Source organism: Streptomyces sp. NPDC088746, assembly GCF_044751065.1.
Classification (GTDB): domain Bacteria; phylum Actinomycetota; class Actinomycetes; order Streptomycetales; family Streptomycetaceae; genus Streptomyces.
In genome coordinates, this window is record NZ_JBIVLA010000010.1 from 251430 (window position 1) to 264926 (window position 13497).

Sequence of the window (13497 nt, forward strand, 5' to 3'; positions counted from 1 at the left end):
GATCGCGTGGTGCCTGGTCGGGCGCTCGTGGAAAGGTCCCCGCCGCCCCGCCCGTGGCTCCGGGCGGACGGCCACCCAATTCGGACCGGTGGTCGATCTCGCCTACACTCGGTGGCGTGCCTCGTGGTGATGGACGACTCAACCACGACCTGCTCCCCGGAGAGAAAGGCCCCCAGGACGCTTGCGGCGTCTTCGGTGTCTGGGCTCCGGGCGAAGAGGTCGCCAAGCTCACCTATTTCGGACTGTATGCCCTGCAGCACCGTGGACAGGAGTCCGCGGGCATCGCAGTGAGCAACGGGTCCCAGATCCTGGTCTTCAAGGACATGGGACTGGTCTCGCAGGTCTTCGACGAAACGTCTCTGGGATCGCTCCAGGGCCATATCGCGGTCGGTCATGCCCGCTACTCCACCACCGGTGCCTCGGTGTGGGAGAACGCGCAGCCGACGTTCCGTGCCACCGCGCACGGCTCGATCGCCCTGGGTCACAACGGCAACCTGGTCAATACGGCCCAGCTCGCGGAGATGGTCGCCGACCTTCCCCGCAAGGACGGCCGTGCCACCCAGGTCGCCGCGACGAACGACACCGATCTGGTGACCGCGCTGCTCGCCGGCCAGAGAGATGACGACGACAAGCCGCTCACCATCGAGGAGGCCGCCGCAAAGGTGCTCCCCGAGGTCAAGGGCGCCTTCTCCCTCGTCTACATGGACGAGCACACGCTCTACGCGGCCCGCGACCCGCAGGGCATCCGCCCCCTGGTCCTCGGCCGGCTCGAGCGTGGCTGGGTGGTGGCCTCCGAGTCCGCCGCCCTCGACATCTGCGGCGCCAGCTACGTCCGCGAGATCGAGCCGGGCGAGCTCGTCGCCATCGACGAGAACGGCCTCCGCAGCACCCGCTTCGCAGAAGCGAAGCCCAAGGGCTGCGTCTTCGAGTACGTCTACCTGGCCCGTCCCGACACCGACATCGCCGGGCGGAACGTCTACCTCTCCCGCGTGGAGATGGGCCGGAAGCTGGCGGCCGAGGCCCCCGTCGAGGCCGATCTGGTCATAGCGACGCCGGAATCGGGAACCCCCGCGGCCATCGGTTACGCCGAGGCGAGCGGAATTCCGTTCGGATCAGGTCTGGTCAAGAACGCCTACGTCGGCCGGACCTTCATCCAGCCTTCACAGACCATCCGCCAGCTGGGCATCAGGCTCAAGCTCAATCCCCTCAAGGAAGTCATCAAGGGCAAGCGCCTGGTGGTCGTCGACGACTCGATCGTCCGCGGCAACACCCAGCGCGCCCTGGTGAGGATGCTCCGCGAGGCGGGCGCCGCCGAGATCCACATCCGGATCTCCTCCCCGCCCGTGAAGTGGCCCTGCTTCTTCGGCATCGACTTCGCGACGCGCGCCGAGCTGATCGCCAACGGCATGTCCGTGGACGAGATCGCCACCTCCATGGGTGCCGACTCCCTCTCGTACATCTCGCTCGACGCGATGGTCGAGGCCACGACGATCGCCAAGCCGAACCTCTGCCGCGCCTGCTTCGACGGCGAATACCCGATGGAGCTTCCGGACCCGGAGCTGCTCGGCAAGCAGCTGCTGGAGACCGAGCTGGCGGCCGGTCCCGCCGCGACCGCGGCGTCCGACGCGCTGCGTCGTCCGTGACCCGGACCGACCGGCTGCCTCCCCACCAGCCCCGTATTCCCACACGAAAGATCCCGGGCCATGTCTGAGACAACAGGTGCTTCCTACGCTGCGGCGGGCGTCGACATCGAAGCCGGTGACCGCGCCGTCGAGCTGATGAAGGAGTGGGTGAAGAAGACGCAGCGCCCCGAGGTCGCGGGCCTCGGCGGCCTCGGCGGGTTCGCCGGCCTCTTCGACGCCTCGGCGCTCAAGCGTTACGAGCGCCCGCTGCTCGCCTCCGCCACCGACGGCGTCGGCACGAAGGTCGACCTGGCCCGGCAGATGGGCGTGTACGACACCATCGGCCACGACCTCGTCGGCATGGTCGTCGACGACCTGGTCGTCTGCGGCGCCGAGCCGCTCTTCATGACCGACTACATCTGTGTCGGCAAGGTGCATCCCGAGCGTGTCGCGGCCATCGTGAAGGGCATCGCCGAAGGCTGTGTCCTGGCGGGCTGCGCCCTGGTCGGCGGCGAGACGGCCGAGCACCCTGGCCTGCTGGGCCCCGACGACTTCGACGTCGCCGGCGCCGGTACGGGCGTGGTCGAGGCCGACAGGCTGCTGGGGCCGGACCGTATCCGTAAGGGTGACGCCGTGATCGCGATGGCGTCGTCCGGTCTTCACTCGAACGGGTACTCGCTCGTGCGCCACGTGGTCTTCGACCGGGCGGGCTGGACCCTGGACCGCGAGGTCGAGGAGTTCGGCAGGACGCTCGGCGAGGAGCTCCTGGAGCCCACCAGGATCTACTCCCTGGACTGCCTGGCACTGACCCGTACGACCGAGGTGCACGGCTTCAGCCACGTCACCGGGGGCGGCCTGGCCAACAACCTGGCCCGGGTGATCCCGGACGGGCTGCACGCCACGGTCGACCGGTCCACCTGGGCGCCGGGCGCCGTCTTCGACCTGGTCGGCAAGGCCGGGCAGGTTGAGCAGCTGGAGCTGGAGAAGACGCTCAACATGGGCGTCGGCATGATCGCGGTCGTCCCCGCCGACTCGGTGGACGCGGCGCTGACGACGCTGGCCGACCGGGGTGTCGACTCCTGGGTCGCGGGCGAGATCACCGAGCGCGGTGACCACGCCACGGGCGCCGAGCTGACCGGCAGCTACGCACGGTAGAACGCTCCGTCACCGCCGGTCCGGCACACCACCGGGCCGGCGGGGCCGGTGGCCTGTCACGAGGGACTCCGCGCATCCGCGCCGGGACAGCACAGAACCCGGTCCGGGCAGGCCCGGACCGGGTTGATGTGTCAGCGCGAGGTCAAGCGCCGCGGCGCTGTGACGACGGACCGGACTGGTCGTCCTCGTCCGCGTCCTCGTCGTCGTTGTACAGATCCGCGTACTGTGCGTACGGGTCATCTTCCTCGTCGTCGTCCTCGAACGGCTCGGCGTTCGGTGGCTGACTCGAAGGCGATGCGCCCAGCTCATTGGCCAGACGCGACAGGTCTGTCCCGCCGCTGCTGTACTTCAGCTGGCGGGCGACCTTGGTCTGCTTGGCCTTTGCCCGGCCGCGCCCCATGGCTCGACCCCCTCGGTGACGGGGCTCGACGGCCCCAGAGTCTTGACACGCGTTCATGTTTCAGGACGGACTCTCAGCTGAGAGACCGCGCCCGTGGCTTTAACGGTACCTGCTTCCTCGGCCATACGGTACGCCGCCCGCATCACGCGCCTCGGTGCAGGACCGCAGAGGAGCCCGTCCTCGCTGGTCAACCCCGATTTTAACCTCTTGTGGACGGCCGACCCGCCGACCGGAGTGAGTCTTGTCTCCCTGGGGCCCGGCCGGCTGATCCCCCGCCCGTACGGAGCCTCCGCCACCGGGCCTTCCTCACTGTCCGGTGACGGGTGCTCGACTCCGGGGTGACGGGTCAGCGACGCCGGGCGTCCGCCATGCGCTGTTCGGCGATCCGGTCGGCCGCCGCGGCCGGCGGGATTCCGTCCGCCTTCGCACGTGCGAATATGGCCAGCGTGGTGTCGAAGATCTTCGTGGCTTTCGCCTTGCACCGGTCGAAGTCGAAACCGTGGAGCTCGTCGGCGACCTGGATCACGCCGCCGGCGTTCACCACGTAGTCCGGTGCGTACAGAACCGATCGGTCGGCAAGGTCCTTCTCGACGCCCGGGTGTGCGAGCTGGTTGTTGGCCGCGCCGCACACCACCTTGGCGGTGAGCACGTGAACGCTGTGGTCGTCGAGCGCGCCGCCGAGAGCGCACGGGGCGTAGATGTCGAGCCCCTCCGTGCGGATCAGCGCGTCGGTGTCGACGGCCACGGAGACCTCGGGGTGCAGGTCGGTGATCCGGCGTACGGACTCCTCGCGCACATCGGTCACGACGACCTCGGCGCCGTCGCTCAGCAGGTGCTCGACCAGGTGGCGGCCGACCTTGCCGACGCCCGCGACACCGACCTTGCGGCCGCGCAGCGTGGGGTCGCCCCAGAGGTGCTGGGCGGAGGCCCGCATGCCCTGGAAGACGCCGTACGCGGTGAGGACGGAGGAGTCGCCCGCGCCGCCGTTCTCGGGGGAGCGGCCGGTGGTCCAGCGGCACTCCCGGGCGACGACGTCCATGTCGGCGACGTACGTGCCCACATCGCAGGCGGTCACGTAGCGCCCGCCGAGCGAGGCCACGAACCGTCCGTAGGCCAGGAGCAGTTCCTCGGACTTGATCCGGTCGGGATCGCCGATGATGACGGCCTTGCCGCCGCCGTGGTCGAGGCCGGCCATGGCGTTCTTGTACGACATGCCGCGCGACAGGTTCAGCGCGTCGGCGACGGCCTCGGCCTCGGAGGCGTACGGGTAGAAGCGGGTCCCGCCGAGGGCCGGGCCCAGGGCGGTGGAGTGGAGGGCGATGACGGCCTTGAGGCCGCTGGCACGGTCCTGGCAGATGACGACCTGCTCATGGCCCCCCTGGTCCGAGTGGAACAGGGTGTGCAGGACATCTGACGGGTCTGGCACGCCGGTCACATCGGTCACTGTGGTGACTCCCAAGTACGAAGCGGCGGAAGACCCTCCTGAAGGTGGGGAGGGCCCCGGACCGACCGCGACGGGACGGTCCGACTGGGCAAGAGCGTAAGTCCTCGTGACGCGTAGATCTGTTCCCGTGCCCGGGATCACCCCCCTGTGGCGTACCGGCGTGACACGATTTACCGCATGTCGGTGGTGTCCTCGGTGCTCATCCCTTACGCGTCCTACCTGCGGGTGTACGAACCGCTCGCCGCCTTCCGCGAACCCGAACGGGGCCACTGGACGCGCTACGCGCAGCGCTCCGAGCTCCCCACGGCCCAGGACGAACTGCGCCGTTCGCTCGCCGACTTGGTCCCCACCCCTCCGGTGGCCGTACCGGTGCACGAGAGCGCGGACGCCTTCGTGGCGCTGGTCGACGGAGTGGTCTGCGTCTGTCCGTGGCGTACCCGGATGCGCGGCTGGATGGCAATGAGCGAACTGGGGGGTCTGTTTCCGGCCACAGTGCTGGACGCGGTCCTGCCCCCGGTGGTGCGGGGGCAGGCGGCGGCGGACTACGAGCGGTGGGCCGAGCGGAACCCGGACGCCCGCCCCTGGATCCGGACCACGGTGTGGCACGTCCCGGTGCGCTGGTTCGTGCTGTTCGACGACGAGGAGCGGGAGTACCTGACGGCGGGCGGGGCCGGGGACCGGCTGCTGCGGTACCGGACCCCGATGGTGCAGGCGCGCCGCCGGCTGGCGAGGGCGCTGCGGACGCTGCGGGAGACCGTGGACGAGGGTCCGCTGACCGAGGGGCTCGTGGAGGTGGGGCGCTGGCTGGAGGAGTTCCATCCGCGCGCCATGGTCGAGCTGGACTACGGCGGTCTGGTCCACGCGCTGAGCGGTGAGCAGCTCGCCGCGGACCGGTCGGCGGCGGACGTGGCCGAGGGCATCGCGGCGCTGCGCTCCGGGGACAGTGACGCGGCGGGTGTGGCGTACGGACGTCTCGCCGACCGCTGGCGGGCGGTGCGTGACCTACAATCCTCCAACTAGCCCGAAGCGGTGTGAATGGGATTGCACCGTCGCATAGAGGGGCTATCCGCAGGGAAGAGACATCCTGTGAGGTGTCCGACATCCGTGGGCACCGAGGAAGCCCGGCGGAGGTGAACGGAGATGTCCTGAGGGGAACTGACGGGCCGTGAACCGGCGCCCGGTGTGACGCGTGCGACAGGTGGGGCGGGAGACCGCTCGCCGGGGCCGGGACCTACGTCCCGAACCGGGCCTTTGCCTCAAGCGTGATGGATAGCACTAACGGGGCCCTTGCGCCCTTCCCTACTCCTCATGCCAAAATAGGACAAGGAGTCCGGGGAGGACTCTGTCCGCCCAACTATGGGCGGGATGCTCAGCATTGCACGCTATGGGGGGTCTGACGACTTCTGACGACTCCTGGTTGTCCTGTGACTGATCGTTACTGGGGCGTGACTGTCCGCTATGGCATGGTCCATCGGCTTCCGTCGCTGATGAACACCTGGGAGGGCAATTCCATCGGTTTGGCCGACGTGGCTGGACGGATGGTGTAGTTGTAGTGCCGAAGACAAGCCGTTCGTCCTATAACCGACTCGGCCCGCGTCCGCCATTTCGGGCAACGCGGGTCAAGGTGCAGAATTTAGAGGAAAGAACCGAGATGGTTCGGTTCTCCCGAGGAGGCCGCTCATGACCGCTCGCACCCCTGATGCCGAGCCGCTGCTGACCCCGGCTGAGGTTGCCACGATGTTCCGCGTGGACCCGAAGACGGTCACCCGTTGGGCAAAGGCTGGCAAGCTCACGTCCATCCGCACGCTCGGTGGGCATCGCCGGTACCGCGAGGCAGAGGTCCGCGCACTGCTTGCGGGTATTCCGCAGCAGCGCAGCGAGGCCTGACACACCCCTGTCGCCGCAGCCACAACAGGGCGCTGAAGGGTCCCCCAACCCTCGGTGTCCCCACTCATAGCTCCACACGACGGGCGCCCGCCCCAACGGGCGCCATCCCGGCGAGATGCGGGTACGTCGTTCGATCGCGCTGGACTCCGCCGGGTCCAGCGCGATCTTTTTGTGCCCGGAGCGGTGCGGGCCGGCTGCCCGGGAGGGCTCCCGCCGGCGTACGGAGGACGCCCGAAGGGTGTCCGGACGGTCCCGCGGGGCGCCCGAACCTGCCGACGGGTCGGTTTGCGGGGCGTCTGTGTGCGACTCCGGTCGGGGCTGTTCGGGACTGTTCGCCCGGGTCCCGGGCGTCGTGGGGCAGCTCGGGTGGAACGGTCCGGGATGTACTTCCAGGGCAGTGCAATTGCACATATTAAATTCGCCAGTTGTAGGAAGTGCGTAAAGTACCCCCCGCGCAAAACTGATGCGGTGACTCCCGTCACACCCGCGCGGTCTTGCCAACTACGAGCCTGCCACTGCGGGAGGGCGTCCGGCTGCGGCAGATGGTCATGTCGTGGGAGGACTTTCGTCCACAGGGCGGCCCGCAGGGCGGCGCGTGAGGGGGTCCGCACCGGCCGTGTGGCCCTCCGGCGGCGAGGCCTCGGCGGGGGCGCCCTGCGCGAGCGCACCGGTGGTGGCCTCCGGGGCCGGCGGCGGCCCGGCCACGTTGTCGGCCTGCCGCGCCGTACGCGGCTCCTGTGGGGCCGTCAGCGGCTCCATGGCGAGCCGCAGCAGGCGGTGGCAGATCGGACAGTGCCGGGTGAGATGGCGGTAGCCGGAGGCGGCCGCCAGATGGGCGCGCAGCAGCGCGCGGGTCTCGTGCCTTTCCGTGGGCGCAGACATGCGTGCGGCCTCCCGGTGGACCCGGCCGCCCCGCGTCGAGGGAAAGAGGGGCGGACTCCGTCCTACGGAGTTACCCGCGGCGGGAGCCGGCGTCAAGAAGCACGGAAGCCCGGATCCAGGGGATCCGGGCTTCCGTCTACTGCGGTCCTGACGGGATTTGAACCCGCGGCCTCCACCTTGACAGGGTGGCGAGCACTCCAAACTGCTCCACAGGACCAGGTTTTCGCTGCCTGCCTTGCGGCCTGCTGCGAAGACAGACTGTACAGGAGGTCCGAGGGCCAGGTCGAACTCACTCACAGTGGGGGCGCCGCTACGGCTCCGTGGAGGGCCGGGTTCACGGTGCGGCCGCGTCGATCGCCTTCACGATCCGCTTGTCGGAGACCGGCTGTGCGGTGCCCAGGGCGTGCGCGAAGTAGCTCACCCGCAGTTCCTCGATCATCCAGCGGATGTCCAGGACCTCCTGCGGCACGGGCCGCCCCTGCGGCAGCTGTTCGAGCAGCCAGGCGTACTCGTCCTGCATCTCGTGGACCTTCTCCATGCGCGTGGTGTCGCGCTGGACGTTCGTCGGCATCTGCTGCAGCCGGCGGTCCTCGGCGACCAGGTAGCGCATCAGGTCGGGCAGCCTGCGCAGCCCCGTCATGGTGACGAACCCGGACGGCACGAGACGGGCGAGGTGGTCCCGTACGTCCGTGACGTTGTTGATCAGGACCAGGCTGTTCGTGGACTTCAGCCGGCGCTCGCAGGCCTGCCAGGCGGCCAGGATCTGCTGCACCTGCCCGATCGTGCGGACGGTGAGGTCCACGAGGTCGGCGCGCACCTTGTCGTACAGCTTCCGGAACGACGCCTCGTCCCAGGCCGGCCCGCCGTGCGCGGCGATCAGCCGGTCGGCCGCCGCCGTCGCGCAGTCGTCGAAGAGCGCCTGGACGGAGCCGTGCGGATTGCGCGACAGCGCCAGCTTCTGCTGGTTGGTGAGCTTGTCCGAGGCGAACTTCGCGGGGTTCACCGGGATGTTCAGCAGGATCAGCCTCCGGGTGCCCCGCCACATCGCCTGCTGCTGCTCGGCCTCCGTGTCGAAGAGCCGTACGGCGACGGTCTCGCCCTGGTCGACGAGGGCCGGATACGCCTTGACCGGCTGGCCGGCCCTCCGGGTCTCGAAGACCTTGTCCAGGGTGCCGATCGTCCAGTCCGTGAGGCCCGAACGCTCGACGGACTCCCCCGAGGGCCCCGCGGTGGCCGCGGCGGCCTTGGAGAGGGCCTGGCGGGCCTTGGGGCGCAGCTGGATCTTCAGCGCCTCCAGGTCCTTGTCCTCGGCGACCTTGCGCCGCCGCTCGTCGGTGATCCGGAAGGTGATCTTCAGGTGGTCCGGGATCCGGGACAGGTCGAAGTCGTCGGCCGTGACCGGGACGCCCACCATCCGCTGGAGCTCACGGGCGAGCGTCAGCGGCAGCGGCTCCTGGAGCGGCACCGCGCGCTCCAGGAACTTCGTGGCGTAGTTCGGGGCGGGGACGTAGTGCCGGCGGATCGGCTTGGGCAGCGAGCGGATCAGCTCGGTGACCACCTCTTCGCGCAGGCCGGGGATCTGCCAGTCGAAGCCCTCGGAGGTGACCTGGTTGAGCACCTGGAGCGGGATGTGGACGGTCACACCGTCGGCGTCCGCGCCCGGCTCGAACTGGTAGGTCACCCGGAACTTGAGCTTCCCCTGCCGCCAGGAGTCCGGGTAGTCGTCCTTGGTGACGGCCCCGGCCTTCTCGTTGATGAGCATCGAGCGCTCGAAGTCGAGCGCGTCCGGCTCGTCACGGCGCTTGTGCTTCCACCAGGAGTCGAAGTGCGCCCCGGAGACGATGTGCTCCGGAATCCGCTGATCGTAGAAATCGAAGAGGGTCTCGTCGTCCACGAGGATGTCGCGGCGCCGCGCGCGGTGCTCCAACTCCTCGACCTCGCCGAGGAGTTTGCGATTGTCATGGAAGAACTGGTGGTGGGTGCGCCAGTCCCCCTCGACCAGGGCGTTGCGAATGAACAGATCGCGCGACGCCTCCTGGTCGATTCGGCCGAAATTGATCTTGCGCTGGGCGACGATCGGTACCCCGTAGAGCGTGACCCGCTCGTACGCCATGACCGCCGCCTGGTCCTTCTCCCAGTGCGGTTCGCTGTAGGTGCGCTTCAGCAGGTGCTGGGCCAGCGGTTCGATCCACTCCGGCTCGACCTTCGCGTTGACCCGCGCCCACAGCCGGGACGTCTCGACCAGCTCCGCCGACATCACGAACCGCGGCTGCTTCTTGAACAGCGCGGAGCCCGGGAAGATCGCGAACTTGGCGCTGCGGGCGCCCACGTACTCGTTCTTCTCCGTGTCCTTCAGCCCGATGTGCGACAGCAGGCCGGCCAGCAGCGAGGTGTGCACCGACTGCTCCGGCGCGTCCTGTTCGTTGAGCTCGATGCCCATCTGCTTGGCCACCGTGCGCAGCTGCGCGTAGATGTCCTGCCACTCACGGATCCGCAGGAAGTTCAGGTACTCCTGCTTGCACATCCGGCGGAAGCTGGAGGAACCGCGCTCCTTCTGCTGCTCCCGGACGTAGCGCCACAGATTCAGGAACGCCAGGAAGTCGGACGTCTCGTCCTTGAAGCGGGCGTGGTGCTGATCGGCCTGGGTCTGCTTCTCCGAGGGCCGCTCGCGCGGGTCCTGGATGGAGAGCGCCGCCGCGATGACCATGACCTCGCGGGCGCAGCCGTTCTTCTCGGCCTCGATGACCATGCGGGCCAGGCGCGGGTCCACGGGCAGCTGCGAGAGCTTGCGGCCCAGCGGGGTGAGCCGCTTCTTCGGATCCTTCTCGCCCGGATCCAGCGCGCCGAGCTCCTGGAGCAGCTGGATGCCGTCGCGGATGTTGCGGTGGTCCGGCGGGTCGATGAAAGGGAACTTCTCGATGTCGCCCAGACCGGCCGCGGTCATCTGGAGGATGACGGAGGCGAGGTTGGTCCGCAGGATCTCGGGGTCGGTGAACTCCGGACGCGTGACGAAGTCGTCCTCGGAGTACAGCCGGATGCAGATGCCGTCCGACGTACGGCCGCAGCGGCCCTTGCGCTGGTTGGCGCTGGCCTGGGAGATCCGCTCGATCGGCAGCCGCTGGACCTTGGTGCGGTGGCTGTAGCGGGAGATGCGGGCGTTGCCCGGGTCGATCACGTACTTGATGCCGGGGACCGTCAGGGACGTCTCGGCGACGTTCGTCGCCAGGACGATCCTGCGCCCCGTGTGGCGCTGGAACACCCGGTGCTGCTCGGCGTGCGAGAGACGGGCGTAGAGGGGGAGCACCTCGGTGTGTCTGAGGTTGCGTTTGTTCAGCGCGTCCGCGGTGTCGCGGATCTCCCGCTCCCCGGAGAGGAAGACCAGGACGTCGCCGGGGGCTTCGTGGTCCAGCTCGTCGACGGCGTCGCAGATCGCGGTGATCTGGTCGCGGTCGGAGTCGTCGGAATCGTCCTCCAGGAGAGGGCGGTAGCGCACCTCCACCGGATACGTACGCCCGCTGACCTCCACGATCGGCGCCTCGCCGAAGTGCTTGGCGAAGCGCTCCGGGTCGATGGTCGCCGAGGTGATGACGACCTTCAGATCGGGGCGCTTGGGCAGCAGCCGGGCCAGATAGCCCAGCAGGAAGTCGATGTTCAGGGACCGCTCGTGGGCCTCGTCGATGATGATCGTGTCGTAGGCGAGGAGCTCGCGGTCCGTCTGGATCTCGGCCAGCAGGATGCCGTCCGTCATCAGCTTCACGAAGGTCGCGTCCGGGTTCACCTGGTCGGTGAAGCGCACCTTCCAGCCGACGGCCTCGCCGAGCGGGGTCTTCAGCTCGTCCGCGACGCGCTCGGCGACCGTGCGTGCCGCGATCCGGCGGGGCTGGGTGTGCCCGATCATGCCGCGGACGCCGCGCCCCAGCTCCATGCAGATCTTGGGGATCTGCGTGGTCTTGCCCGAGCCGGTCTCACCGGCGACGATCACGACCTGGTGGTCGCGTATCGCCTCCAGGATCTCGTCCTTCTTCTGGCTGACCGGGAGCTGTTCCGGGTACGACAGGGCGGGCATCCGCGCGGCGCGTCCCGCGAGCCGTTCGGCTGCCTTCCCGGCTTCGGCCGAGATCTCGTCCACCACGGACTGGCGGGCCTCGGGCTTGCGGATGCGGCGGGCACCCTCGAGGCGACGGCCGAGCCTGTGCGCGTCGCGGAGCGAGAGCTGCCCGAGCTGGGACTGGAGATCGGCGAAGGAAGTAGACATACGGATCCCAGGATCTCACCCGGGCGCGAGGAGTGGCGAACCTATTTCGTCCGGGCCGTGTCACACCTCTCCCCGGAAGGGCCCCCGCGACGGCGCCGGTGACCGAGCGGGACGGCGCCGTCACAGGACGTACCATTTCGGGCAACTGATCATCCGTTCCCCGTCACAGGGCGACCCCGCGCCTCCCGCGGACCACGCTCGCCCTTCCCCGCACCGCACCCGCACGGAGCGCCGTATGCCCACGCCCGCCCGCCCCTCGCCCTCCGCGAAGAAGCCGTCCTCCGCGAGGAAGCCGATGCTTTTCGGCCTCGTCGTCGTGCTCGCCGCCGGGCTGCTCGGCTTCGTCTCCTACCGGGCGACCGCCCCGGACGCACCCGCGTCCGACACCCCGGCCGCCGCCACGACGGCGGGACCGGACCCCGAGATCTACGAGGAGCTGGCGGGACTGGCCCGGCGCGACGCCGGCGACAAGCTCGCCCAGGGCCGCGCCGACGCCCCCGTCGTCCTCATCGAGTACGCCGACTTCCAGTGCGGTTACTGCGGGAAGTTCGCCCGGGACACCGAACCCGAACTGATCAAGAGGTACGTCGAGGACGGCACCCTGCGCATCGAGTGGCGCAACTTCCCGATCTTCGGCGAGGCCTCCGAGGCCGCCGCCCGCGCCTCCTGGGCGGCCGGCCGGCAGGACCGCTTCTGGGCCTTCCACCGGGCCGCCTACGCCGAGGGCGCCAAGGAGAAGGGCTTCGGCAAGGAGCGCCTCAGGGCGCTCGCCCGGCAGGCCGGTGTGAAGGACCTCGACCGTTTCGCGCGCGACACGGACAGCGCGGCCGCCACCGAAGCGGTCCGCGAGGACCGGGAGCAGGCCTACGGGATCGGCGCCACGTCCACCCCGTCCTTCCTCATCAACGGCCGCCCCCTGGCCGGCGCCCAGCCCATGGCCGTCTTCACCGAGGCCATCGAGGACGCGGCGGCGGAGGAGGCCAACGTCGGAAGCGCCGGGGACCCCGCGAAGTGACCCCGGACATCGGCTACTTCGCCGCCCTCCTCGGAGGCCTCCTAGCCCTCGTCAGCCCGTGCAGCGCCCTGCTGCTCCCGGCCTTCTTCGCGTATTCCGTGGACTCCGCCTCACGGCTCCTGGCGCGTACGGGCATCTTCTACGCCGGTCTCGCCACCACCCTCGTCCCGCTCGGCGCCGCGGGCTCGTACGCCGGGCGGCTCTTCTACGGGCACCGTGACGCGCTCGTCGTCGGCGCGGGATGGCTGATCATCGGGCTCGGCCTCGCCCAGATCGTCGGCCTGGGCTTCGCCTCCCGGCGGATCGCCGCCGTCAGCGGCCGGATCCGGCCCACCACCGCCCTCTCCGTCTACGCCCTGGGCGCGGTCTACGGGCTGGCGGGGTTCTGCGCGGGCCCCATCCTCGGCAGCGTCCTCACGGTGGCCGCCGTCAGTGGCAGCCCCGTCTACGGCGGACTGCTGCTCGCCGTGTACGCGCTGGGCATGGCCGTTCCGCTGTTCGTGCTCGCCCTGCTCTGGGAACGCTTCGACCTCGGCCGCCGGGCCTGGCTGCGAGGCAGGCCGCTGCGGGCCGGCCGCTTCGAGCTGCACAGCACCACGCTCCTCTCCGGCCTCTTCTTCATCGGGCTCGGAGTGCTCTTCCTCGTGTACGACGGGACGACCGCGCTGCCCGGACTCCTGGACGTGGACGACTCGTTCGCCGTCGAGCAGTGGGCCCAGCGCCTCGGACAGCGGGTTCCGGACGGGGCGGCGCTGACGGCCGTGGCGGCCGTGGTGCTGCTCGGACTGACCGTGCAGGCGGTGCGGCGGCGGCGTGACACCGGGTGAGTACGGCGAA

General features: G+C 69.6%; 10 protein-coding genes and 1 tRNA gene. 6 read left to right on the plus strand and 5 right to left on the minus strand.

The window, feature by feature from the left end; all coding sequences use genetic code 11:
• Positions 1 to 116 precede the first annotated feature (116 nt).
• Together purF and purM are read left to right on the plus strand one after the other, a co-directional pair.
• Positions 117 to 1643: an amidophosphoribosyltransferase gene (purF, locus tag ACIP63_RS34130; protein WP_401523687.1), complete on the plus strand. Its 1527-nt coding sequence runs from the start codon at positions 117 to 119 to the stop codon at positions 1641 to 1643.
• A gap of 60 nt (positions 1644 to 1703) precedes the next feature.
• Positions 1704 to 2777 (plus strand): phosphoribosylformylglycinamidine cyclo-ligase, encoded by a 1074-nt coding sequence (gene purM, locus ACIP63_RS34135; RefSeq protein WP_362936142.1) that lies wholly within the window; start codon positions 1704 to 1706, stop codon positions 2775 to 2777.
• 142 nt (positions 2778 to 2919) lie between these two features.
• Here the strand turns inward: purM and ACIP63_RS34140 are convergent, their stop codons facing one another.
• Both ACIP63_RS34140 and ACIP63_RS34145 read right to left on the minus strand, forming a co-directional pair.
• Positions 2920 to 3177 carry a DUF3073 domain-containing protein gene (locus ACIP63_RS34140; protein WP_014155056.1) on the minus strand — a complete coding sequence of 86 codons (258 nt, stop codon included), beginning with the start codon at positions 3175 to 3177 and terminating at the stop codon, positions 2920 to 2922.
• A 346-nt stretch (positions 3178 to 3523) separates the two neighbouring features.
• Positions 3524 to 4621 carry a Leu/Phe/Val dehydrogenase gene (locus ACIP63_RS34145; protein ID WP_401523691.1) on the minus strand — a complete coding sequence of 366 codons (1098 nt, stop codon included), beginning with the start codon at positions 4619 to 4621 and terminating at the stop codon, positions 3524 to 3526.
• A gap of 177 nt (positions 4622 to 4798) precedes the next feature.
• Here ACIP63_RS34145 and ACIP63_RS34150 point away from each other — a divergent pair, with 177 nt between their 5' ends.
• Entirely contained in the window at positions 4799 to 5641 is an 843-nt protein-coding gene (locus ACIP63_RS34150; protein ID WP_401523694.1) for a hypothetical protein, read from the plus strand.
• Between the two features lie 660 nt (positions 5642 to 6301).
• The gene (gene bldC, locus ACIP63_RS34155) at positions 6302 to 6508 is read left to right on the plus strand and encodes a developmental transcriptional regulator BldC (RefSeq protein ID WP_003949541.1); all 207 of its coding nucleotides are present in this window, start codon (positions 6302 to 6304) and stop codon (positions 6506 to 6508) included.
• A gap of 546 nt (positions 6509 to 7054) precedes the next feature.
• Here bldC and ACIP63_RS34160 read toward each other — a convergent pair.
• The 3 genes from ACIP63_RS34160 to hrpA form a co-directional block, all read right to left on the minus strand.
• Positions 7055 to 7390, minus strand: a complete 336-nt coding sequence (locus ACIP63_RS34160; protein WP_401523697.1) for a DUF6274 family protein — start codon at positions 7388 to 7390, stop codon at positions 7055 to 7057.
• Positions 7391 to 7532: 142 nt separating this feature from the next.
• A tRNA-Asp gene (locus ACIP63_RS34165) sits at positions 7533 to 7607 on the minus strand.
• Between the two features lie 117 nt (positions 7608 to 7724).
• Positions 7725 to 11645, minus strand: coding sequence for an ATP-dependent RNA helicase HrpA (gene hrpA / locus ACIP63_RS34170; protein WP_401523699.1), 3921 nt, complete (start codon positions 11643 to 11645; stop codon positions 7725 to 7727).
• A 235-nt stretch (positions 11646 to 11880) separates the two neighbouring features.
• Between hrpA and ACIP63_RS34175 the strand changes: the two genes are divergently transcribed.
• Positions 11881 to 12660, plus strand: a complete 780-nt coding sequence (locus ACIP63_RS34175) for a DsbA family protein (RefSeq protein ID WP_401523702.1) — start codon at positions 11881 to 11883, stop codon at positions 12658 to 12660.
• Positions 12657 to 13487, plus strand: coding sequence for a cytochrome c biogenesis CcdA family protein (locus ACIP63_RS34180; protein ID WP_401523705.1), 831 nt, complete (start codon positions 12657 to 12659; stop codon positions 13485 to 13487). Before ACIP63_RS34175 ends, ACIP63_RS34180 begins: the two co-directional genes overlap by 4 nt.
• Positions 13488 to 13497 lie beyond the last annotated feature (10 nt).